This is a genomic window from Paenibacillus sp. 1_12 (assembly GCF_900114475.1).
GTDB lineage: Bacteria > Bacillota > Bacilli > Paenibacillales > NBRC-103111 > Paenibacillus_S.
On sequence record NZ_FOTE01000001.1, the window covers coordinates 289,044 to 312,985 of the forward strand.

The window sequence follows — 23,942 nt, forward strand, 5'->3', positions numbered from 1 at the left end:
AGCTCCTTGTGGGCCCGCAGATCCTTGCGCTCCTGCAGTTCCTTGAGCTCCTGTAGCTCCTTGTGGACCCGCAGATCCTTGCGCTCCTGCAGTTCCTTGTGGGCCTGCAGATCCCTGAATTCCTTGAGGGCCTTGAGTCCCTTGAGGTCCTTGAGTTCCTTGAGGTCCTCCTTGAGGTCCTTGCGCTCCTTGTGAACCCTGAGATCCTTGTGCTCCTTGTGCTCCTTGAGATCCTTGTGCTCCTTGTGCTCCTTGTGCTCCTTGAGATCCTTGAGATCCTTGAGATCCTTGTGCTCCTTGAGATCCTTGCGCTCCTCGTGAACCCTGAGATCCTTGTGCTCCTTGTGCTCCTTGAGATCCTTGAGATCCTTGCGCTCCTTGAGATCCACGAGGTCCTTGATGTCCTTGAGGTCCTTGAGCGCCTGTTGCTCCTGTCATACCTGTCATACCTGTCATACCTGTCTGCCCTGTCTGCCCTGTCTGTCCTGTCTGTCCTGTCATACCTGTCAGACCTGTCATACCTGTCAGACCTGTCATACCTGTCTGTCCTGTTTGACCGGTTTCGCCCGTCTGTCCATCTGCCATTTCATTTACCCCTTCCTTATGAGTCTAATAAAGTATATGTATTTGATTTTTAATGGCTACGGTAAATGACTCAGTCTATTGATATAAAATAATGTAAATTAGGAGAAATGGGCCTTATTAGACCTTTACATCATGAATGCATTTTGCAGGCAAACGTATATATCACGGCAAATTGATTGTTATTACGATCCCTATATTAGGTTTGTTTTCCAGTTGAACGGAACATAGAGCAATTGATAGATAAGGATAAATTTCATAGTGTTGCCCAACAATTCCGCTAGAATCATAAATGATGTTCGTTACACAATTTATATAACAACTACCTGACCGCCAAGTTATTTGGGTGTCAGGTAGTCGAGGGTTTTTATGGACAGTTGACGTCACAAAACTATATAAAACGCACATAAAAAACTTACCAAGCCATCAAATGGGTAAATAAAGAGTAAAACAATCCCAAAGGTAGCGTTAAAGATGAGTACAATTGAAATCAATAAGCTGAATAAAGCCATGAAAGAAACCAACGACAAACGCCTGTATGAACGTTATCTAGCTGTGCGTCTGCACCTGGAAGGACACAGCTTTGCTGAAATCAGCCGTCTTCTGGGTCTGGTCCGCCAAACCATCAGCCTCTATTGGCAGGGCTATCAAGAAAAGGGTCTGGAAGGTCTATTCATGAAGCATTCGCCTGGAAAGCCGCCTAGATTGAACGAAGAACAGCTCGAACAGCTGGCTGAATTATTGATCAACAAGCAGCCCGCAGATGTAGGCTTTGAAGCACGCTACACTTGGACACTGCCGTTGATTGCTTCATGGATCGAGCGTGAGTTTGACATTATCTATAGCGTTCGTGGTGTCAGCAAAGTTCTGAAGCGGTCGGGTTTCAGTTTCACAAAGGCAACCCATACCCTTGCTAAGGCAGATTTGGAGGCCCAAACCGCCTTTCGAGACGTGACGTTTCCCGAGTTGAAGCGTAAACTTGGGGAGGGTGCCATTGACCATCTGCTGTTTGAAGATGAGTCCATGATTCGGGCCTATCAAGCCCTGCAATATAGTTGGTTTCCTCAAGGACAGCAGCGTAAAGTCAAAACATACGGTCGACATGAAGGTGCCAAGTTGTTCGGCGCTATCAACTACGAGACGGGCCAGGTTCACCATCGGAAAGAAGAGATGGCAGACCTGGCGGCATGGATTCGTTTCCTTTCCGATTTGCTGAAAGCTTATCCAGCAGGAAAGATCGTTATGATTCTGGACAATAGCCGAATCCATCACGCCGCGGGCCTTCGGTCCTTTTTACAGGAACATCCACGTCTGCAGCTTGTTTTTCTTCCGCCCTACAGTCCTGAGTTAAACCTAATGGAAGGGGTTTGGAAATGGCTGAAGAGCGACGTCATCAACAATGTGTTTTTTAGCAAATTCTATCGCATTCGCCTTCATGTCACGGCCTTCATGAACCGACTCAACAAGCACCCTATGCAAACCATTGATCGGTTGCTTGTTCGGTTATAATCTTAAGTGCGTTTTATATAGGTTTTTAATCCAAAGCAGTTAACATCATTTCAATTTTCTTGATATCTTCTACAAATTCACTCCTATGCCTTACTCGTTCACGATAAGAATAAAGAGCCATTTTGAATAACGCGCTCGTTTCAAGAAATCCATCTTTTCGTGAGGCAATCATAATTTCTAACCATTCACTTAGACTCTGTGTAACGATATTTTGCTTCGGATGTCTTCGAAAATAACTAAGAGCTTCTGGAATGTACACAGCTTTTCCTTTGGATAACAATGATAACCAAGCAGCTAAATCATTGATTAGAGAATACTGTTTTCCTTGGTATACTCCAAATCGTTCGGTAAGATCTTTTTTTCTAAATAACACCGTTGTTGGTTCACCGATGACATTGAGACAATGGGTTAATGCAATGTTCCCCAACATCTTTCCATCAAAAATTCTTGTTTCTTCATATAATCTAACAGTAGCACTAATAGGAGGAAGAAACTGACCTGATTCATCGATGGTTTGTCGATAAGAGGTAACCAATGTAATATTTTCAAATTCATTAAAAAAGTAGATCATTTTCGCGATTTTTTCTTTATGAAAAATGTCATCATCCATCAAATAATTGATATATTCTCCAGCTGCCAGATCAAAGCATTTGTGCCAATTTTCAAGAAATAAATTCCGTTCGTTTCTATGATACTGGATCTGAGGATATGAAAGTAAATAAGGAACAAGCATTTCTTGTACTCGATCATCCGTACTATCATCACAGATGATGATTTCGATATTCGGATAGGTTTGTTCCAACACACTGTCGATGGCTATTTGGAGAGTATGTGCTCGGTTATACGCAGGTATAACTACACTAACTAATGGAAGTCCCACATCAACTCCCCCCTTTCTCTTCATATTTTCAGTTGTACTTGGTGATACATCGAATGGTTATGGCAAGTTTTTTTTGAATAAGGCGGGCACTCCAGCATACAAAGTGTGCTCTGGCACGTCCTCTTTCACAAAAGATCCCCCACCAATCACGGACCACGATCCAATCGTTGTTTTTTCACGGATGGAAGAACCGATACCAATATAAGCCCCTTGATGAATCGTGACGTTCCCTCCGACCTGTACACCGGGGGCAACTGTCACATAATCTTCGATACGATCATCGTGGCTGATATTTACACCGCGGTTTATAATAACGAAATTTTCTATAACTACATTCGTTGTTATGATCGTCCCTTCACAAATGACGTTCCCGATCCCTAATCGATTTCGTTTAGAAATAAACACGGAAGGATGCACTAAAGTATCTGCAAACTGAAAACCACAATTCTTTGTTTTTTCAACTAGTCGTTTCTTCAAGAATGGATCCCCTACTCCAGCACATACAATCTTTACCTGTTGTTGTAACGAAGAGATATCTGCAAGATCACCTAAAACAGGAACATCATCAACGATCTGCCCTTTTAATTCAGGTCGTTCATCCAGAAATCCTATCACTTCAATTCCAATTTGCTCACAAAGATGAAGAACTTCACGACCATGACCTCCACATCCCCAAATCACAAGCATCTTTATGATGGAACCATCCCTTCTACAACCAAACAAACATCCCGATTGGTCATTTCTTCCCATAGAGGTAAACTTACGATACGTTTGGATATTGTCTCAGTAACTGGCAAGGGCGTATGAGGATACCCAATAAAAAGCGGATGCTGATGACAAGGGGGAGAAAAATAAGTCCGTGCTTCGATGTTTTGACTCACGAGTGTATGAATGATGTCACCATTTTTTTGACTATCCGGACAACAGATAGACATAAATTGATAAGGAATTTCCCCTGCCGTTTTTTGAACTGTCCAGCCATTCCGCAACAAATCTTTTTGATCTAGTTGTTCGAGGTACCACGTATAAATTTGCTGTCTCGCTTTTATTTTTTGATCAAAAATATCCAGAGTGGATAAGGCAATTGCCGCAGTGTATTCAGAAATTTTCCCATTTAAACCCAGCAAGGTCGTTTCTCTACTCGTAGAAAAACCAAAGTTCTCAGCTTGGCGAATCTTGGAAATTAATTCTCTATTTGCACTGTATATTAGCCCTCCTTCTCCAACTCCAAACGATTTGGTAGCGTGAAAGCTAAACACGACACATCCAGGAAATCCCTTTCCAAAGTGGTTCTGATTTTCCGTCGCACCAAAGCTGGCAGCAGCATCTACAACTACAGGTATCCCGGATTCATGGATCTGTTGATAGAAGTTGAGGTTCATATTGGTTCCAAAGGTAGCGTATGGAATAACAGCAGCCACTTGATCGCCCAGTATTTGCAGCGACTCACTAAGTATCTTCTCGTCCATACACCAGTCATCCGAACAAGTATCCACAAAAAACGGTTCTAATCCACACCAAATTGCAGCCAAGGGGGTAGCAGCAAACGTAAAACTTGGCATCAACACATATTTCCCTTTTGGGCGCTTACTTTGTGAAAGAGCTAATACCAAGCCGATAGTCGCATTATTAACTGTTGTTACAGCTCCAAGTTCATCAAAGTATTCATTCATAACTCGTTGTTCAAACCGAGTATTGAGCGGGCCAAAATTGCTGTAAATTCGGGATGATTCTATCTCGGATAAATAGGGGATCAACGTTTCTTGCTTTACCAGGTTAGGTCGTAAAAATGGAATCTTTATCATGATTGAATGGTTTGTCAACTCCTTTCTTTACATAAGTTATATATATGTGTTGCTATCAATTTGGCAACAGACACCAACTGATGAAAAATAATATTGGATTTGCTTGGAGTCATATTTTCCAATATTTTGGATATATATTAATCCATGTATAGAATCTTACATTTACTCAACACGAGTCTTTTGTTTTTGTGTTGGATATCGTGAAAGGGGGATGGACATGTCATCGAATCACACTCCACTTTTGATAACTCATCTATTTTATTCAAGGCAAAATTTATGGGATGGTTTAGATGAAATGTTAGACCGATTGGCTGAAAGTGGCATCACAGTGCATTTGTATGAACCTGATGACGAGTTATCAGATATAAACCCCAAAAAACCTCGCGTCTATGTTTCATTGGGAGCGGAATGGGCAGAATTTAAAACACTAAACGCCTTACCTATTCAAGAAAGAAAACGTTGGTTACATTACAATTCTCCAGCTGAAATTCAACCATCCAAACTATTTTACTGCTGGCTCAAACGAACCGATCCTCTCCCTGAAAATAAAACCCTGCCTTCCCCTTCTACTCGCTTTTCATCAGATACTCCCTTGGTGTCCGTGTTCACAGCAAGCTACAAGTCCAAAGAAAAAATTCAGCGACCTTATCGCTCTCTATTGAATCAGACGTACTCCAATTGGGAATGGGTTATTGTAGATGACTCGGGTGATGAGGATCTGACATACAACCAAGACTTACTCCCTCTAGACGATCCCCGTGTGAGGAGGTATCGACAAGATGCCTATAATGGCTACATAGGAGCAATTAAAAGGTATGCAGCAGGCCTATGTACAGGGGAAATTTTAGTTGAATTAGATCATGATGATGATTTAACTCCAAACTGTCTAAAGAAGATCGTCGATGCATTTCAGCAACACCCTGAATGCAGCTTTGCTTATGGGGATTGTGCAGAGGTGTACGTCGGGAGCCACCATGCTCATTGGTATGGTTGGGATTGTGGTTTTGGATACGGTATGTACTACCGAGTATGGGTACATGCAATGAGTCGATGGCAAAATGTGCAAAAACTAACTGCCATCAATGGGAATACCATTCGTCATTTGGTCGGCTTACCGAATCACCCTCGCGCCTGGACCAGGGATTTTTACCATCTAATTGGAGGGCACCGCGAAGAACTATTGGTTGCTGATGATTACGATATGCTAGTTCGGACGTTTCTTTGTACACAATATGTAGCGATACCTGATTTGCTCTATATCCAATATCGGAATGAACACGGAGATAACTCTACATTTCATAGAAATAAGCAGATTCAAATCCTCGTACAAGAACTAAACAGTTATTATAATCAAAGAATTCAGGAAAGATTAAAAGAACTAGGATTACTTGATGATGTACCCTATCATCGCGTATGGGAGACACCTACAGATCATCCTGCGCGGAAATCTGCTCATCTCATTCATGAACAATTATCTAAAGTTTCGATCCTATTTCCTATCCCCCACTCTTGCGCTAACAATGAACATATCCAACTATTTGAGACCATCCAAAAAGGTTTAACCACCAACTTTAATGAGATCGAAGTCGTTGTAGTAGGTCATATTCCTCCAGAAGTCGAGACCTTTGCATCGAAATCTCCCATGGGAGCCATCCGTTGGTGGCCGATGGAACCGAATGATTCATTAGAAACGTGTATCCAATATGCCAAGTTCTGTTCTTCATGTGTCGAAAAGGTAGTAGTACTGCCGTGAACTCCAAGCTGCACCAATTATCAGGGTAAAAATGGGCCTCATTATCTCTTCACCTGACGATTCCATTCTAAAGGTCAACGCATATATTACGATAACTTGATTGTCATCGTAAATCGTGTTCAGAGTCCATTTTCCTGTGGAACAGGCCTTAGGGGGATTGTTTAAGTATGGATAAATATCATCATGTTGCCCAACCCATTTTGAATGGTAACGAAAAAAAATATGTAATGGATTGCCTTGATACCACATGGATCTCTTCAAATGGTTCATACATTCATAGATTCGAACAAGAGTTTGCTCAATTCATTCATACCAAACATGCCATTTCCTGCAGCAATGGAACAACTGCCCTTCATCTTGCATTATTAGGAAACGGTGTTGGAGAAAATGATGAAATAATAATTCCTTCATTCACATTTGTAGCTACAGCCAATGCCGTGGCATACTGTGGAGCCACACCCGTATTCGTTGATGCTGAATCTGATACATGGAACATCAATCCGCTGCTAATTGAAGACAAAATAACACCCCAAACCAAGGGAATCATTGTTGTCCATATCTACGGTCATCCTGTCGACATGGATCCTATTATAGAAATTGCCAACAAATACGGTTTATTTGTCATCGAAGATGCGGCCGAAGCCACAGGAGCTGAATATAAAGGAAGAAAGGTTGGTTCTATCGGCAACAGTGCTATATTCAGCCTCTTCGGCAATAAAATCATCACGACAGGTGAAGGGGGCATGATAACGACGAACGACGACGTGCTCGCACAAAAAATCAAGCTGCTAAAAGGCCAAGGCATGGACCCTAACCGCCGTTACTGGCACCCGATCATCGGATATAATTACAGAATGACCAATATTCAAGCAGCTATAGGCTGCGCACAATTGGAAAATATAGATTGGCACATCGAGCAAAGGATACGTATTGCCGGACTCTATTATAACCAGCTTCGATCATTCGATGCTCTCACATTACCTGTCCAAAAGGATGAAGTCAAAAATGTATATTGGTTATTTAGTGTCCTGATCAACGATGCTACGGAAGGACAGCGCAATGAAGTTATAGAAGGACTGCATATGCTTGGGATCGAGACCCGACCCTTTTTTTATCCTATGCACGCTTTACCCCCCTACCAGCATCTACATTCCGCTTCAGAATTCCCTGTAGCCAACCGACTTGGTTCTCAAGGCTTGAGTCTTCCAAGCTCAGGAAACCTAACAGCCGAAGAAGTCCAATTTATATGCAAAAGCTTCAAACAAGTACTACTCGATGTTATGCACAATTAATCCCCTTTGGTTTCATTGCTATTTTTGATCGATCCTGCCATATAATCAATAAAAGACGTTTCCACCTGCTTACGGAAACGTCTTTTTTATTGATCCTACTTTCTCATAATACGGGCTGGAACACCTATGGCCAAACAATGATCCGGCAGTGCATTCACAACCACGGCCCCTGCTCCCACTATGGACCATTCTCCTATATGCATACCATCAATTACTTTGGCACCTGTACCGAGAAAAACACCTTCACCGGTTACAACACGCCCCGAAAGGGTAACACCTGGAGCTACATGACATAGAGCCCCAATCTTGCAATCGTGATCAATAGAGGCATTTGTATTAATAATGGCTAAATCACCAATTTGGGCATCGGGCTGAATAACCGATCCGGGCATAATCGCGATACCGACACCTAATTGCACGGAAGCTGAAACATAAGCGAATCGGCTGATTGCATTCACATAGCGAAATCCAATGCAGGCTGCTTTGGAGGCAAGGCGCTTCCGCTCTGCATTATCACCAATTGCAATAACAGCATGTCGAATCCCTGAAAGATACAAATCCTGCAGGATTGTATCATCACCTAGAATCCTTATACCCGATACGGTCCCCTTCGCATGTGTATCCGTACAGCCTATAATCTCCACCTCTGGGTCCGATTTGAGAATATCGATGATAACTTTGGCATGTCCGCCGCCGCCAATAATAACCACCTTATTAGGGGATACCATGTGATCACTACTTCCTTTTGGAATGCTTCTTGCCAATCATTATATCAAACAAGCTCTCATATTCACGAGCCGCATCTGCCCAAGTCCGCTTGAGCACACCTCTTATCGCCACCTTTTGTTTAGCAGCCAAGCCTGCATGCCCTTTCCATAGTTGGCTTATCGCAGCTTCAATTTCATTTACAGCATAAGGGTCAAATGAAATAAAGGCTTGCATGTCGGTTATGACCTCCATCGCAACCTCAATTCGGCTTATTGCAACCGGAGTATCGACCGTTAAAGATTCCAATATCGGAAATGGACAGCTCCCTTCAAAAAGCGTAGGTACAATAGTGCCGACAGCATATCTGTACAACGATGGAAGATCTGAGGACGAGACCCTTCCTATAAAAACAATACTTTCCTGCTCCTCCTTCTTGCTGCGTTCAAGCATAGCCCTAATTTTTTCTTCAAAGGGCCTTCCCTTGTAGTCATCGGTTAGAACCAAACGAAGATTAGAAGCCTTGCCTTCGGGTGTTCGTTTGAAATTCAAAAATGCTTCGATCAGCCGGTCGTGATTTTTGTGCAAACGTATGATAGAAGGAAATACAAGATAGGGGGCATACAAATTGTATTTTTTCCTAAATGTGGTCTCAAAGCGGATCCCCATAGATCGGTACTCCTCTAGAGGCGGCGCTAACCGAATAACTTCCGTTTGGTTTATTGGCAATTTCAAAAATTTCAAGCCCTCATGATCCCGAATGTAATTGGAATTAAATACAACCTTGAATGCCTTCTTTGCCATAGCATCGACACTTGGCTGCAGATTGGAAAAAAATTCAGGTTGTTTGTCAGCATACAACTCCTTAAAATGCAAATAAACCAAATCATGCACACAAAGCACGTAGGGCTTTTCCAGCTCCAATGCCCATTTTAAGCCAACATATGGAACACACCATACGTCTACCTCAATAAACCTATTTAACCAATTCATATTCGGAAAGCTGTGAATCCATAACCGGTTTGCATACTTCGAGGCAACCTTGCCGAATAACAGTCTCGCCTGCATCCAATTTTCCTCAGTTACAGCCACATGGACCATCACATCACTTCGGTTGTTCAGCCAGCCTTCCACCAACCTGCCAATAAAGTTACCAATGCCTTCCCCAGCCAGCGTGACCGGGTGATGATAACCAAGGAATACCCCGATATGCTTCATAGGATTGGTAGATGCATGCCCTATAGCATGCTTGAATGAGGAGTTCTTGTTCAAATACTTATAGTTCTTTCTCAACAATCCCTGAAGCTCTTGGGATACAAAGAACCCTCTCCTGACCGATGATCGAAGACTCCCAGTATTCAGAAGCTGCTTATAGTTTTCAACCTCCTGTAGATTGGGCTGCCGATTAAGGACCTCCATATAAAGAGCTCGAATAAACTCATTATGATCAGCTTGAGCGAGACGCTTCAGTACCCGAGCCAAAGGGAAATTATTGTGGGACCCTTTTTCAATGATTGGCATGGCATATAATACGTTTGCTTCCTTACTATTCATAATAGCATCCATTAACAGCAGCTTCGGACAGCCTCCTTGAAGCTGCTCAAGATGGGAGAGAAAACCTGGCTCATCAGGTTCCCGAAGCAGTAATTGCTTATAAAGCTCCCAGATTAGCGTTTCTCCCTCCAAATCCAAAAGCTCGCTAATGAGTTCAAAGGTTGTAATTCCATCTCTTTTTTCCATCATATTCGTGAATTCATTACTATTATTTCTTAATTTCATCACGTCCATAAGCAGTATCGCTCCTATTCTACAGCTCAGTTCAAGTACTCATAGTATATTTGGCTGGCAGACATATCGGCACGGCATAAGCCACAAAAACAAAGCGATTGTTTGGCTTTGCTTGACGTTACTGTCTCCATTCTTCAGATGTATCATATGATACTAACAAGAGGGGCAAGGGGAAGTTTGCAAGGTGCATGAGTGAAATGGATTCTACATACTGATAAAATAGGGAGTGACGTAGATGATCATGATTAGTTTATGTATGATTGTCAAGGATGAGGAGGACTCATTGGGTAGATGTCTCGATTCTGTACAAACACTTGTCGATGAGATTATTATTGTCGATACGGGGTCCACAGACAAAACCAAGGAAATTGCTGCGCAATATAACGCGAAGATTTATGATTTTGTGTGGATCAATGATTTTGCGGCGGCTCGTAACTATTCCTTTTCATTAGCAACCATGGACTATATATGGTGGCTGGATGCGGATGATGTCCTTTTGGAGGGCGATCAGCAGAAGCTGCTTCAATTGAAAAGTACGTTCGATACTAGCATTGATTCCCTTGCAATGAACTATCACTTGAACAGCGGTCCGGACGGTCAAGCCACCTTCAGCATGAAACGCAATCGAATCGTCCGTAGAAGCTGCGGCTTTCAATGGCATGGATTCGTACATGAATATTTGGTTGTCCACGGCAAGGTTGTTCCAACTGATATCGCGATAACACATAAAAAAAATAAAGTGCACACGACGCGGAATTTGGATATTTATGAGGAACACCGAGCCAAGCAGACAGCTTTCTCACCACGTGAAACCTATTATTATGCCAATGAGCTAAAGGACCATGGCCAATTCGACAATGCGGTTACTTATTATCAAGCTTTTCTGGATACCAAGCAGGGCTGGATTGAGGATATCCTTGCTGCCAGCTGCAAAATCGCGGACTGCTACGAAGGGCTCGGAAAAATTGATGAAGCCATGACAGCAGCAATGAAATCATTAGAATATGCGGTTCCACGACCGGATTCCGTCTATCGGATTGGTCGCTACTTCATGCTTAAAAATGCGATCGAGCAAGCTATATTCTGGCTGTCACTGGCTGCCAAGCTGGAAGCACCTGAAAACTGGGGGATGCAGCATAAAGACTATTCTACATGGCTCCCACACCTGCAGCTATGTGTTTGCTACTACCGGCAAGGTGATATGGAAAAATCCTACTTTCATAATGAAATTGCACTTTCCTACCGCCCAGACGATCAATCGATGCTGAATAATAGAAAACTGCTGCTGCCCTTACAGCCGGGAAACCAATAATACAGCGTGGAGAAAAAGAGGTATCATTCAACGAAAAAGAGTCCTGCACATGAACTTGCGCAGGACCCTCTTAATCATGTGAATTATACAATTGCTCTCCAGTAATTCAATAAATCCTCCATCGTTTGAGTGAATGGAATTTGCGGCTTCCAGCCAGTTTTCGCATGGAATTTGCTGTAATCACCCAACAAAATCTCAACATCGGATGGACGCAAACGTGAAGGATCCTCCTTTACCTCTATTTGAGCTGTGCTCAGCGATAGCAGCAAATTAAGCATTTCCTGAATCGTACAGCAGGATCCCGATGCGATATTGTAGACTTCACCTGGATCACCCTTTTCAAGCGCCAGCCAATAGGCGTGGACAACATCACGAACATCGGTAAAGTCACGCTGTGCTTGCAGATTGCCTACATAGAGAACCGGAGCTTTAAGCCCTTTCTCAATTTCTGCGATCTGCTTGGCAAAGTTCGAGGTTACAAAATTTTCGCCGCGTCTTGGTCCAGTGTGATTGAAGGTCCGGGTACATACGACATGCAGCCCATAGCTTTTGTAATACTGGTACCCTAAATAATCCTGTGCGACCTTGCTGATCGCATAAGGACTTAGCGGGCGAATCGGATTAAGCTCCGTAATGGGAACTTCGGTTGGATCTACGTAACCATACTCCTCACTGGAGCAGGCAATTTGTATTTTACAATTCAGATCAAGCCGCCGGACAGCTTCGAAGATATTAACTTGTCCAGCTACATTATTATGAATGGTGTCTATTGGCGAATTCCAAGATGTAGGGACAAAGCTTTGTGCTGCCAGATGGAAAATAAGATCAGGTTTGACATCCTGAATTAAATTTTCCACCGAGAATGGGTCTCTGAGCTCACACTCTACCAAATTGATATCATTCAGTAAATGCTGGATATGATTCATCCGACTTCGATGCCGTATAGTCCCATACACTTCCGTATTATTTTTTAACAAATATTCAGCTAAATGGCTGCCTACAAAACCAGAGATGCCTGTTATTAATGCTTTCATTTAATTGAAATCCTCCCTTGTATGCGGTGAACCCTTCTTAAGAGCTGACTTGGAATAAATACTTAATCACCAAAATTATTAACCGAACACGTTTTCGGCCGATGGTCAGTCGACTCTCAATGGAACATAATGCCGACCCACCTGGAACGGTTTTTCCCGTTGTACGATTTCTGAACCCACATACCTGTCCGTAAGACCCCATTTAGCCCAAAATCTGACCCCATTCTCACGCATAACCGAACCAAAAACATCTTCCCCGTTGGTACGAAAGCTAATATGACCATGATGATGAATGAATACATCAGATGCGATCCAAAGCCTCTTCCCGCTAATTTGCGTTCTTAAGCAGAAATCGTCATCCTCATAGCAGCCTGGAAAAAATTGATCATCCATCCCGCCTATTTGCTCAATTAAACGCCTGTGAAAAGCCATGCAAAACCCAACCAGCCGCTCAGCTTCAAAACCTGATCCTTGAAACATCATGGTATGAAACTCTGCAAAATGTGCCATTTCCTCCATCGACTGATAAGAAACAGGCTGGACCCGTTGAGCTGAAAACACATAATTGGAGCGTGGTCCAACGATGCCGATGGACTCATCTTTTTGCAGCCATGTCAGCAGACGAGTCAACCAACCTTTCGTTACGACGGTATCATTATTGAGCAAAACGATATATTCGCCCCGAGCTGCAGCCATGCCCTGATTGCAGCCGTAAGCAAATCCCTTGTTCATAGAATTAACAATAAGCTGTGAGTTGGGAATGGTTTGCAAATAGGAAACTGTGTCATCCACGGAACCATTATCAATAAAAACAACTTCATAGCTTTCTGGGGTATGCTTCATGATGCTGTCCATACACTGCTTCGTATAGTCCAGTGCATTGCGCGTTAGAATGACAATCGAGGTCATACCGGGAACAAAGGGGGTGCCGGCATTCAGGTCATTAGGCATGAATCATCGTAAGCTCCTTCACTGTAGGATTCATATCTATATAGTAGATCAATAGACTTGTATTAAATTATGCCACTGCCGCCAAGAAGGGAACGGCAAAATGTCTTTGCCCTTGGATTCCGCAATACGATAAAAAGCCGTTTCATTTCTGTTCCAACTTCATATATTACAACAAGGTCTATTCCTTCTTTGCAGGACCATGCCATAAACCAGAGGTGCATCTCATTGAAATGGATTTTTCATAACCCTGATTTTGCTTATGAACGTTTTCATCCGGCTATCCTGAGCGCTTCCGCTTGGCTCGGCCATCGTCATTTTGCCTATGATTTGATTCGATTTATGAAACCCGATACACTGGTCGAGCTAGGTACGCATTGGGGAGCCTCCTATTTCAGCTTTTGTCAGGCGGTATCAGATGACGATCTGCTCCATACAAACTGTTATGCTGTTGACACGTGGACGGGAGATCCACATTCCGGTTTTTATGCCAATGAAGTATTTACAACGGTTTCGAGTGTAAATGAACAGCTATACACACAAATAGGAAGCCTGGTCCGCAAAACCTTTGATGAAGCTGTAACAGGCTTTGAGGATCAATCCATCCAATTGCTTCATATTGATGGATATCATACGTATGATGCGGTTTCGCACGATTACGAAACATGGCTGCCTAAATTGGCACCTGATGGTATCGTTATATTCCATGATATAGCCACACGTTTCGGAGATTTTGGTGTGCATCGTTTTTGGGAACAAATAAAAATGAAGCACCCTTTTATTGAGTTCACCCATTCAGGAGGGCTTGGCGTACTTTTCCCAAAAGGTGCTGATTCCCGCTTTAATGAGGTTTTTGCTATGAAAGATTTTCTTCCGAATATTTACAAGAATCGTGCCGCACTCAAATGATGTGTCGGAGGCATGAATATGAATAGTAAACAGCTCTGTTTTATTTCCTGTGTTTCCGATTCCGAACAATATGAGCAAGCGCTTCATTATCAACGAAACCTCCACGTACCAGACGGGTTCACTATCGAGTGGATATCCATTGGGCAAGCTGAGAGTATGACCAGCGGGTATAACTCTGCGATGAAAAGAAGTGAGGCAAAGTATAAAGTATACGTGCATCAGGATGTGTACATCATTCACCCTTACTTTCTGGATGATTTGATACTGTTGTTTGAGAATAACGAACAATTGGGAATGGTTGGTGTCGCCGGGGCAACCACGATTCCAGCTAACGGAATTTGGTGGGAGAGTCCTTATTTGTACGGTAAAGTATATAGCAGCCACTCGGGTCGTATGCATCCGCTTGAATTTCGCCCCATTCAACAAGCTTATGAACGTGTTCGGGCTATCGATGGGTTGATCATGGCAACTCAGATCGACCTTCCCTGGCGCGAGGATCTATTCACAGGCTGGCATTTTTACGATACCTCACAAAGCATGGAGATGCTGAAAGCCGGATATGAAGTTGGGGTATGGAACCAGCCTGCTCCCTGGTGCATTCATGATTGCGGGATCGCCAACCTTGAAGGCTATGAGCAATACCGGCAGCTGTTTATTGAGCATTATGGGAGCTATCTAAGCTGAAGCCTGTGTGTGCAGCCTATTATGCAGCTTAAATTATCGCTTACTATTCAACATAAAAAACAAACAACCTTAGTCTGGTTTATCCCGCACTAAGGTTGTTTGTTGGGATTTGGTATCTAATACAACTTTTAATTGTGCCATTGCTTTTATATTATTATCGGCTTCTATTCTTCCTGTGTTCCCATTTGTTCCAGCTCAAGAAGGCCCTGTTTAATCGCCTGCTCATCCGATTTAGGGCATACCAGCAATCCCTCCGGCGTCGAAACGATAATTAAATCCGTTACCCCGATGACCAGCGTCTTCCGCTTTTCCGAAAAAACAATATTGTCTCCAGCACGAAGTACATGTACAGTTCCGCTGATTAGATTCCCCTGCTCATCACTTGGATATAATCGTGTCAGCGCCGTCCACGTGCCCACATCGTCCCAGCCGAACCGAACTGGAATACAGTAGATCAAATCGGCTTTCTCCAAAATTGCATAATCTACCGAGACCTTGGGAAGAAGCGGATACAGTTGTTCCAGCTGTTCATCGCTTAGGCTAAGCAAGCGCCACATATCCGGCTCGAATTGCTTCAAGTATGCAGCTATCGTTGATGGCCTCCAGGCAAAGATACCGCAGTTCCAGTATACATTCGTCATATTGACCAGCTTGATTGCCTTCTCCAGATCCGGCTTTTCAATAAAGCGTTTGACTCTGTATGCCCGTCCATCATCCTGTGCCTTTCCTATTGCTTCAATATACCCATAGCCTGTCTCTGGCCGTGTCGGAACGATGCCAAGGGTCACTATCACATCCTCCTGGCGGGCCGCCTCCACCGCTTGCTGAAGCGCCTGAATGTAAGCTTCATCGTCCCCGATATACTGATCGGAAGGAACCGTTACAAAGGGTTCATCCTGACCCTCATGTAAAAAATGCCTTGCTATCAATGCCATGCAGGGTGCGGTGTCTCTCTGCTCCGGCTCAACAATAAGCTGCCGAGAATCCAGCTCCTTAAGCTGCTCCAATACGAGCTGGGTATACTTTTGAACGGTAGCCACATAAATATCTGCTGCCGGTATCCACCTGAGAAAACGTTGATAGGTTTCTTGAAGCATCGTATCGTTAGACGTTAGAGCTAGAAATTGCTTGGGTACTTCCTCTGTGCTTCTCGGCCAAAACCGGTTGCCCTTACCGCCGGCCATAATGACAACCTTCAATACAATCACCCCTCGTTTGACCTCACGTACTGGATATCATTGTGGATACAATCCTGCAGCGCCAGCTTCCAATCACGCATGCGAGAGAAGCCGTTCGTACGGATCGCCAAATCGTCAAAAGCTGAGTTGTCAGGTCGTGGTGCAGGCATTGTAAATGCGGATGCATTTATCGCTTCCAAGCTGACATCGGTTCGATTCGCCGCCTGCAGGATGGCTTCCGCAAACTCGTAGCGGCTGCAGCAGCCTTGATTAGACACATGGTACAAGCCGTACTTTTCTGTTTCCACCAACTCACCTACGAATCGAGCCAAGTCTAACGTATAGGTAGGTGAACCGGTTTGATCATGAACCATCGTTAAGCTGGACTGCCGATCTGCCAAAGACAGCACTTTAGTCACAAAGTTGGTTCCGTGCTTACCATACAACCAGGAGGTACGCACAATAAAATAAGTTTGGCTGATCATCTCCACGAATTTTTCCCCATGGAGCTTGGAGTTTCCATATACACTTAGCGGATTCGTACGGTCTGATTCTGTATAGCTTCCTGCCTTCGTTCCATCAAATACATAATCCGTGCTTATATAAACAAGCTTGGCAGCACAATGATGTGCAGCCAAAGCTACATTCCGTGTTCCTGTGGAATTGATGGCATAAGCTTTATCAAACATGGTCTCAGCCAGATCTACCTGGGTAAAGGCAGCTGCGTGAATGATGACATCCGGACAACACGCGGATATCTGCTTCTTGACGGCCAGCTCATCGGTAACATCCAACTGCTCCCTGGAGAATGGCAAGATCTCATGAGCAGGTGACAAAGCGCGGATCAAATCATGGCCCAACTGTCCACCTGCTCCTGTAATCACGATTTTCAAAGCCCGTCACCTTCCTTCGCATGAGCGCATTCTTCCAATTGATAAGTTCCATCCAGGATTGCCCGCCACCAGGACTCATTCCTTCTATACCAGTCCAACGTCATGAGCAGTCCTTCATCCAAGGTGTGAGTAGGCCTCCAGCCCAGCTCATTGCGGATTTTTGAGGAATCGACCGCATATCTCCGATCATGCCCGAGCCGGTCAGGAACGAATCGGATCAACTGCTCCGATTTACCGAGCTCCTGCAATATCCGCTTCACCATATATAAATTGGTTCTTTCGCTGCTGCCCCCGATGTTATAAACCTCTCCTGAACGGCCTTTGTGAATCACGAGATCGATAGCCGTACAATGATCGTCTACAAACAACCAATCCCGGATTTGCAGTCCATCACCATATATGGGCACAGCTTCATCCTGTAAAGCACGCGTAATAATCGTAGGAATCAGCTTTTCAGGGAATTGGTAAGGACCGTAATTGTTCGAGCAGCGCGTAATAACAGCAGGCAATCCATAGGTCTCATAGTAAGACCGTACGAACAGATCCGAGCCTGCTTTGCTGGCTGAATAAGGACTATTCGGAGCCAGTGGCGTCTGCTCATTAAAGCTTCCCTGCTCACCAAGCGTTCCATACACCTCATCCGTAGAAATGTGTACAAATTTGCTTACCTTATGCTTTTTCGCGGCTTCAAGCAGCGTTTGAGTACCGAGCACATTGGTCTGGATAAATCGGTGAGGGTCCAGAATACTTCGGTCTACGTGAGATTCTGCGGCAAAATGGACAACGGTATCAATCCGCTCCTCCGTCATAACTCTCTCTATTAGAGCTGCATCCGTAATACTTCCGCGAATTTCCAAATATCCGGGTACATTCCGAATATCTGCAACGTTGTGGCTGTTGCCTGCATAGGTTAACAGATCAAAATTCACAACAGCATCCTGGGGATGCTTTTCCAACCAATAATGTAAGAAACGACTTCCAATAAAACCCATACCCCCGGTAACCAATAGCCTCATAAAGCTTCACTTGCCGATAGCCAAATACTAGCCTCAAGCAGTGACCGGTGCGTTCCTGCATCGGTCCACCAGCCCTCAAGAAGACGATAGGAAAGCCTTCCTTGAGCCGCGTACCTATTGTTGACATCGGTAATCTCCAGTTCCCCGCGCTCTGATGCCTGAATCTCCTGAATATTGTCAAAAACAGTGGAATCATACATATAAATTCCCGTCACACAATAATCCGATTTAGGATATGCCGGTTTTTCCTCAATAGCCGCAATGCGGTCTCCTCTCATTTCAGGAACCCCATAACGGCGGGGGTCTGCAACTTTCTTCAAAAAGACCATCGCACTTCCTTGCTCCACCTCTGTGAATATCCGTACTGCGGATTCCAAACCATCCTCAAACAAATTATCGCCAAGCAGCACCACAAACTTATCATTCGGCTGAATAAAGCCCTCAGATAGTGCCAGAGCCTGAGCTATACCTCCGGCTTCCTCCTGAATTGTGTAGGTAAGATGCACACCCCAGCTGCTGCCGCTTCCGATATATTCCATAAATAATCCTGCCGATTGTTTTCCCGTGACCAGCATAATGTCTTTTATCCCCGCCTCAGCCATTTTGGAAATTGCATAATGAATCATCGGAAAGGGCCCCACTGGCAGCAAATGCTTATTAATAATCTTCGTCATAGGTCTTAGCCGCGTACCTGACCCCCCAGCCAAAATAACCCCTTTCATGAATCCACCCCTTTCTTGAAACGATTCTCAAGACACCCTCTAACAGGATATGCCTGAAGCAGAAAAACACATGGACTCCTGCCAAGGCATTAGGAAAAATAAGTAACATGTCCCCCAAAAGCATACTTGCTGCTTCAAAAAAGGGATCCTCTATAGCAAAAAAGGGAACTCTATAGCAAAATAGCAACTCATACACAAGAATGAAGTTAAAAAATAAAAAAATGACAAAATTTAAATAATGTCATTTGATTTTCGTTTCGATTTTGTATATACTACAATGATTCCAGATCCCATATTACGAATCGGAGGAGATGTAGGATGAATAAAGAATTAGCAGGTAAGGTCGTTCTTATCACAGGTGCTTCCAGAGGAATCGGACGGAAAATCGCGGAGGATTTTGCTGATCGCGGGGCCAAGGTTATTGTGAATTATGCAAGCAATAAAGGAACTGCCGAAGAGGTCATTGCTGCAATAAAGCAAAATGGCGGTGAAGCATTGGCAATTCAAGCCGATATCAGTCAGGTTGCGGAAGTGGAGCTGCTATTCGGCAGTGCTATCGAGCTCTATGGGCAGGTTGATATTTTGGTCAATAATGCAGGGATTATGATTACCAAACCGATTGAACAAGTGACAGAGGCCGAATTTGATAAACAATTTGCCATCAATGTCAAAGGTACTTTTTTTGCTTGTCAGCAGGCGGCTATACACATGAAGCATGGCGGAAGGATCATCAATTTCTCCACTTCAGTTGCCGGTGCTATGTTTCCAGCCTATAGCGTGTATGCAGGTACCAAAGGTGCAGTCGAGCAATTCACTCGCCAATTGGCTAAGGAGTTCGGTCGCAAAGGGATTACCATTAATGCTGTTGCACCAGGCCCAATAAATACAGAGCTCTTTACAGTTGGCAAGACAGAGGAACAGATTAACACGATTGTGAGAATGAACTCCTTTGGCCGATTAGGTGAACCCGAGGATATTTCCGATGTCGTTCTATTCCTGGCTAGTGAGAAAACCCGCTGGATGACTGGACAAACGATTCGTGTAAACGGAGGATTCGTGTAAATCATGGCCACTGAGTCCATATTAAGTAGGGAAACCATTTTGGATACAGCTGAACAGGTGCTGCGGCGTTACGGGGATAAAACTAACGTTGTTGATGTTGCCAAGGTGCTTCGTGTAAGTCACGGTACAATTTATCGTCATTTCGCAAGTAAAGCAGCACTGCTGGAGGCCGTTACCGAGCGTTGGCTGCACCGGATCTCGCTCCCATTGGAGGCGATCTCTAATCAGCAAGAAGGCAGTGCTGTAGAGCAACTACTGCTCTGGCTCGAAACCTTAATTCATAGCAAGCAGCAGTCGGCGGCTGATGAACCTGAACTATTCTCAATCTATGCTGCAGTGACTTCACAAGGAACCGAATTGATCCAGAATCATGTGCAATATTTGATTAATCTACTGTCACGGATAGTGGAACAAGGAATCGTTAAACAGGTGTTTAAAAACAGAAGTCCGGAATCGACTGCAAGAGCCATCTTCATGGCAACTGCACGCTTTCACCATCCTGCCCATGCTTATGAGGGAGATGCTGTTACCAAGCAGCATGATTTCGAGCTGGTATGGCAGCTTATTCTTTCAGGAATTGTCAGCAATGAATCTATATAAGATGAACCAAAGAAACACACAGCCCGAGCGGAGAAAGCGGACCCTTCTGGAGAAACGAAGTGTTCGCCTTTGCAGGCGGATTCTTACCCCTAAGGGGCTAAGAATACAAAGAATCTGGCTGCAACAGCGATTGGAAGAGGGGTCTGCTTTCGCAGCGCCTCTTTGCTGTCATGATGTTTAGTTCATCTTATATAGCAGTTATTTAATCCACTGTTAACGGATAGCCTTAGGATACGTGGACTGACCTTCTTCAATCAGCTTCTAAACGGCTAATCTGCTGCCTGCTGCCATCGCACTTCCGACGATTCCTGCATCATCAATCATCGCGGCAGTGACAATCGTCAGCCGTTCCCAGTAGCCATGGTAGACCGATTGCTGCAGTTGCTCGCGCATTGGCGCAAACAAGCGTTCACCAGCCAATGCAGCGCCACCCCCAATCACGATGACATCTGGACTGTACAGCGTTACTGCATTGGCAAGTCCTTTACCAAGCAGCATACCCGTATGGTTCATGACCTCAATCGCTAACGGATCGTGCTGATCATAAGCCTTGGAAACATCAGCAGCTGTGATGCTCTTATCTGGCACTTTATCCATCCACTCCTGAAGAATGCTGGGTCTGCCACTCTGTACCAGCTCTTGTGCCTGACGGGCAATACCTGTGGCCGACACAGCCGTCTCCAGACAGCCGCGCATTCCACAGCCGCAAGTATAGGGAATTTCCGGCATAATGATATGTCCTAGCTCACCCGCCATGAAGCCACCGCCATAATAAAGCTTTCCATGATTAATGACAGCCGCAGCGAGCCCCGTCCCAATCGTAATTCCGAGCACATGCTCATAGCCTTGGGCAGCACCACAAACCGCCTCACCATATACATACATTCTGACATCATTATCAATAAAGGTTGGAATCCCAGTTCGTTTATGGATTTCTTCCGCTGTTGGAACCTGAGTCCAACGCAAATTCCCTGCAAACAGGGTAATTCCCTTGTCAGGGTCGATAAAGCCCGGCGTTCCGACCCCGATAGCCCGTACGGCCTCACGTTGAATTCCACCATGAGCCAGAAGCTGGTCCACCATTGATTTTATTTTATCAAATACATAATCACTGCCTCGCAGCGCTTCCGTAGGCTGCTTTATTTTATGCAGCAACTTGCCTGTGGCATCGGTCAAGCCGCACACAACGTTCGTGCCCCCAATATCGATTCCGATTAAAAAATCCATCATTCACGACCTTTCCCATAGTTATGGTTATGTATGTTGATCAGCCAAATAAACAGTCACTTTCGCTTGCGCCAAAGCTGTCGCAAGCTCCGGATCCAGAACAGCATCCGTCACACAAATATCAAGAGAAGACAAGGGAACAATTCCGAATAATGAGGCTTTGCCGATCTTGGAATGATCCAGCACAGCAATTCTCGTCTTGGAACGCTTTAGCAGCAATTGTCCGATCTGAGCTTCCAGCTCCGAATAGGTAGTAACCCCATGCTCCAATGACAACCCATCTGCTCCCAAAAACATTTTGCCAATGTTCAAATCCTCGACGACCTTTTCTGCAAGCGGTCCGCACAGCTCAAAGCTGTTTTTACGCATCACCCCGCCCGTTAGAACCACCTGCACACCCTCACTGTCAGCCAGCTCCATCGCAATATTGACAGCATTGGTTACAACGGTAATGTTCCTTTTGTTTTTAATCGCTTTGGCAATAAGAAAGGTCGTTGTTCCTCCGCTTAAGCCAATCACGTCTCCTTCTTCAATCAATGAGGCCGAGGCTGTTGCAATGGCTTCCTTTTCCAACCAGAGCAGCTGCTTTTTTTCCTGAAAGGAGGCTTCACGATTGGCTGTAAAGCCTTCCCACTGTGCGCCGCCGATTGTACGGATAACCCCTTCTTTTTTCACCAAAACATCCAAATCCCGGCGTGCAGTCGCTTCCGAGCAGTTGAACTTCTCAATTATTTCCTGAATGGTCAGCCGACCGTGAGCTTTTAAAGCATTCATAATCCTGCTGCGCCGTTCTTCGCCTTTGGTCAAATCCCGTTCACTCATCCCGTTTCCTCTCCTTGCACATCCATCATCTATGATGATAGTATAGGGGTTTATTATGATAATTTCAATCATGATAATGACCAAAAAAATCAGCAACCTCTAAAAGCGTCGCTGATTATTTGTACGAATGCTTACGAAGTTCGACCCATCGCGATCCAGTTTACGATCCCCTCCAATTGAGGAGAGTAACGACTGCGAACAATCTGAATGATAGCACTGTCGCATTTTTTTTGTTGAATGACACCATAGCTGTTGGTTTGATCCGTTGTGACCACCAACGCATACTGCTCATCGGTAAAAGGCTCATCAAATTGCACCTGGATATTTACGGTTTCTTCTTCTACACGCATCAGAAAGGAACATAATCCGAATTGCTGAGTAGGAGCAGCTGCTTTGGTGGATTCGATAATCTTGTCACTTACTACTGTAATACCTACAGTTGTTTGATCAATTGAATCATCAAGCGGCTCCGCCATCACAGTTAGCGCAGCTTCTGCTTCTGCTTCTGCTTCTGCTTCTGTTATGCAAGTATCCAATTCATCAAATGAAATCACTCCTGTCTCGGCAACTTCATCTACTGCCTCGCTTGTCTCTGCAGCTCCTTCTTCCGTCCTTGTCACGGTTGATGATTGAACGCCCGCTACTTGAAATTTCGATGCTGCAGCCAACAGCAGCTTTTCCACCAGTCCGGTTTCCAAATGTATCGAGGTTATGCTTCCCGGAAGCAAGTGATAGCCCGAAATCGACTCTTGTTTAATATGCAGACCATCGATCATATCGTTGCCCAGTTGTTCACTACCTACCGCACCAACTGCTATGTGTTGACTCGTCACAGCACCATTGGCCAACTGCTCGCTTCCCACTGCACTTGGTGCCAGCTTATCCGTAGTGACAGACTGATGATCCAGCTTCGCCGTGCCAATCGAATCATCAGCAATATGTTTACCGATGATTGCGCCCGCTTCGATATGGCAGCTTGCTACTGCATCTTCAGCTAGCTGTTCACTTCCTACGCTTCCAGTGCTCAGGTGCACTGCCTCTACGGCACCCCATGCCAGCTTGATTCCCGTCACCGCCTGATCCTGCAATTGCACCGTACCAATCGCCTCTTCAGCAATGTGCTCGCTGAACACCGATTTCAACGCCAGATGACGGCTCGTCACCGCACAATCAGCCAACTGCTCGCTTCCCACCGCTTTGGCACTCAAATGATCAGCTTCC

Annotated in this window: 22 protein-coding genes and 1 pseudogene; 8 read left to right on the forward strand and 15 right to left on the reverse strand. The window is 44.6% G+C overall.

Features of this window, described 5'->3' with window-relative positions:
- Nucleotides 1–389, reverse strand: a pseudogene (locus BM210_RS34200) (hypothetical protein); the annotation flags it as partial.
- 667 nt (nucleotides 390–1,056) lie between these two features.
- Between BM210_RS34200 and BM210_RS01240 the strand changes: the two are divergent.
- The gene (locus tag BM210_RS01240; protein WP_091163713.1) at nucleotides 1,057–2,091 is read left to right on the forward strand and encodes an IS630 family transposase; all 1,035 of its coding nucleotides are present in this window, start codon (nucleotides 1,057–1,059) and stop codon (nucleotides 2,089–2,091) included.
- A gap of 25 nt (nucleotides 2,092–2,116) precedes the next feature.
- Here the strand turns inward: BM210_RS01240 and BM210_RS01245 are convergent, their stop codons facing one another.
- The 3 genes from BM210_RS01245 to BM210_RS01255 are packed head-to-tail and all read right to left on the reverse strand — an operon-like array spanning nucleotide 2,117 to nucleotide 4,776.
- Nucleotides 2,117–2,971 carry a glycosyltransferase family 2 protein gene (locus tag BM210_RS01245; RefSeq protein WP_091163715.1) on the reverse strand — a complete coding sequence of 285 codons (855 nt, stop codon included), beginning with the start codon at nucleotides 2,969–2,971 and terminating at the stop codon, nucleotides 2,117–2,119.
- Nucleotides 2,972–3,028: 57 nt separating this feature from the next.
- Nucleotides 3,029–3,658, reverse strand: coding sequence for an acetyltransferase (locus BM210_RS01250; protein WP_371263400.1), 630 nt, complete (start codon nucleotides 3,656–3,658; stop codon nucleotides 3,029–3,031).
- Between the two features lie 2 nt (nucleotides 3,659–3,660).
- The gene (locus BM210_RS01255; RefSeq protein WP_091163716.1) at nucleotides 3,661–4,776 is read right to left on the reverse strand and encodes a DegT/DnrJ/EryC1/StrS family aminotransferase; all 1,116 of its coding nucleotides are present in this window, start codon (nucleotides 4,774–4,776) and stop codon (nucleotides 3,661–3,663) included.
- Between the two features lie 217 nt (nucleotides 4,777–4,993).
- On the opposite strand from BM210_RS01255, the gene BM210_RS01260 reads away from it, so the two are divergent.
- A complete protein-coding gene (locus BM210_RS01260) occupies nucleotides 4,994–6,529 on the forward strand; it encodes a glycosyltransferase (RefSeq protein ID WP_091163718.1) in 1,536 nt (511 codons plus the stop codon).
- 167 nt (nucleotides 6,530–6,696) lie between these two features.
- A complete protein-coding gene (locus tag BM210_RS01265) occupies nucleotides 6,697–7,821 on the forward strand; it encodes a DegT/DnrJ/EryC1/StrS family aminotransferase (RefSeq protein ID WP_091163719.1) in 1,125 nt (374 codons plus the stop codon).
- A gap of 95 nt (nucleotides 7,822–7,916) precedes the next feature.
- On the opposite strand, the gene BM210_RS01270 is transcribed toward BM210_RS01265, so the two are convergent.
- Together BM210_RS01270 and BM210_RS01275 are read right to left on the reverse strand one after the other, a co-directional pair.
- The gene (locus tag BM210_RS01270) at nucleotides 7,917–8,549 is read right to left on the reverse strand and encodes an acetyltransferase (RefSeq protein ID WP_091163721.1); all 633 of its coding nucleotides are present in this window, start codon (nucleotides 8,547–8,549) and stop codon (nucleotides 7,917–7,919) included.
- Nucleotides 8,550–8,556: 7 nt separating this feature from the next.
- Nucleotides 8,557–10,314, reverse strand: coding sequence for a DUF4214 domain-containing protein (locus tag BM210_RS01275; protein WP_091163722.1), 1,758 nt, complete (start codon nucleotides 10,312–10,314; stop codon nucleotides 8,557–8,559).
- 235 nt (nucleotides 10,315–10,549) lie between these two features.
- Here BM210_RS01275 and BM210_RS01280 point away from each other — a divergent pair, with 235 nt between their 5' ends.
- Nucleotides 10,550–11,626, forward strand: a complete 1,077-nt coding sequence (locus BM210_RS01280) for a glycosyltransferase (protein ID WP_091163724.1) — start codon at nucleotides 10,550–10,552, stop codon at nucleotides 11,624–11,626.
- Nucleotides 11,627–11,709: 83 nt separating this feature from the next.
- On the opposite strand, the gene BM210_RS01285 is transcribed toward BM210_RS01280, so the two are convergent.
- Both BM210_RS01285 and BM210_RS01290 read right to left on the reverse strand, forming a co-directional pair.
- Nucleotides 11,710–12,660, reverse strand: a complete 951-nt coding sequence (locus BM210_RS01285; RefSeq protein ID WP_091163725.1) for a GDP-mannose 4,6-dehydratase — start codon at nucleotides 12,658–12,660, stop codon at nucleotides 11,710–11,712.
- A gap of 105 nt (nucleotides 12,661–12,765) precedes the next feature.
- On the reverse strand, nucleotides 12,766–13,611 hold the full coding sequence (locus BM210_RS01290; RefSeq protein ID WP_091163727.1) for a glycosyltransferase family 2 protein: 846 nt from the start codon (nucleotides 13,609–13,611) through the stop codon (nucleotides 12,766–12,768).
- A gap of 225 nt (nucleotides 13,612–13,836) precedes the next feature.
- Here BM210_RS01290 and BM210_RS01295 point away from each other — a divergent pair, with 225 nt between their 5' ends.
- Both BM210_RS01295 and BM210_RS01300 read left to right on the forward strand, forming a co-directional pair.
- Nucleotides 13,837–14,517 carry a class I SAM-dependent methyltransferase gene (locus BM210_RS01295; RefSeq protein WP_091163728.1) on the forward strand — a complete coding sequence of 227 codons (681 nt, stop codon included), beginning with the start codon at nucleotides 13,837–13,839 and terminating at the stop codon, nucleotides 14,515–14,517.
- Between the two features lie 18 nt (nucleotides 14,518–14,535).
- Nucleotides 14,536–15,201: a glycosyltransferase family protein gene (locus BM210_RS01300; RefSeq protein WP_256223194.1), complete on the forward strand. Its 666-nt coding sequence runs from the start codon at nucleotides 14,536–14,538 to the stop codon at nucleotides 15,199–15,201.
- Between the two features lie 164 nt (nucleotides 15,202–15,365).
- Here BM210_RS01300 and BM210_RS01305 read toward each other — a convergent pair whose 3' ends face one another.
- From BM210_RS01305 to BM210_RS01320, 4 genes are read right to left on the reverse strand one after another with little or no spacing between them, the layout of a single operon-like run.
- Nucleotides 15,366–16,400 carry a mannose-1-phosphate guanylyltransferase gene (locus BM210_RS01305; protein ID WP_091163732.1) on the reverse strand — a complete coding sequence of 345 codons (1,035 nt, stop codon included), beginning with the start codon at nucleotides 16,398–16,400 and terminating at the stop codon, nucleotides 15,366–15,368.
- 5 nt (nucleotides 16,401–16,405) lie between these two features.
- Nucleotides 16,406–17,263, reverse strand: a complete 858-nt coding sequence (gene rfbD / locus BM210_RS01310) for a dTDP-4-dehydrorhamnose reductase (protein ID WP_371263411.1) — start codon at nucleotides 17,261–17,263, stop codon at nucleotides 16,406–16,408.
- Nucleotides 17,264–17,268: 5 nt separating this feature from the next.
- A complete protein-coding gene (gene rfbB / locus BM210_RS01315) occupies nucleotides 17,269–18,288 on the reverse strand; it encodes a dTDP-glucose 4,6-dehydratase (RefSeq protein ID WP_091163736.1) in 1,020 nt (339 codons plus the stop codon).
- Nucleotides 18,285–19,010: a sugar phosphate nucleotidyltransferase gene (locus BM210_RS01320; protein WP_091163737.1), complete on the reverse strand. Its 726-nt coding sequence runs from the start codon at nucleotides 19,008–19,010 to the stop codon at nucleotides 18,285–18,287. Before BM210_RS01320 ends, rfbB begins: the two co-directional genes overlap by 4 nt.
- 318 nt (nucleotides 19,011–19,328) lie before the next feature.
- Here BM210_RS01320 and BM210_RS01325 point away from each other — a divergent pair, with 318 nt between their 5' ends.
- The gene (locus tag BM210_RS01325) at nucleotides 19,329–20,072 is read left to right on the forward strand and encodes an SDR family oxidoreductase (RefSeq protein WP_091163739.1); all 744 of its coding nucleotides are present in this window, start codon (nucleotides 19,329–19,331) and stop codon (nucleotides 20,070–20,072) included.
- Between the two features lie 3 nt (nucleotides 20,073–20,075).
- Nucleotides 20,076–20,672, forward strand: a complete 597-nt coding sequence (locus tag BM210_RS01330) for a TetR/AcrR family transcriptional regulator (RefSeq protein ID WP_091163741.1) — start codon at nucleotides 20,076–20,078, stop codon at nucleotides 20,670–20,672.
- A 261-nt stretch (nucleotides 20,673–20,933) separates the two neighbouring features.
- On the opposite strand, the gene BM210_RS01335 is transcribed toward BM210_RS01330, so the two are convergent.
- The 3 genes from BM210_RS01335 to BM210_RS01345 all read right to left on the reverse strand — a co-directional run.
- Nucleotides 20,934–21,902 carry an ROK family protein gene (locus BM210_RS01335; protein ID WP_371263401.1) on the reverse strand — a complete coding sequence of 323 codons (969 nt, stop codon included), beginning with the start codon at nucleotides 21,900–21,902 and terminating at the stop codon, nucleotides 20,934–20,936.
- 24 nt (nucleotides 21,903–21,926) lie between these two features.
- Nucleotides 21,927–22,721 carry a DeoR/GlpR family DNA-binding transcription regulator gene (locus BM210_RS01340; protein WP_091163742.1) on the reverse strand — a complete coding sequence of 265 codons (795 nt, stop codon included), beginning with the start codon at nucleotides 22,719–22,721 and terminating at the stop codon, nucleotides 21,927–21,929.
- Between the two features lie 131 nt (nucleotides 22,722–22,852).
- Nucleotides 22,853–23,942, reverse strand: a 1,090-nt coding sequence (locus BM210_RS01345; protein ID WP_218184883.1) for a WIAG-tail domain, incomplete at its 5' end; no start/stop codon positions are given.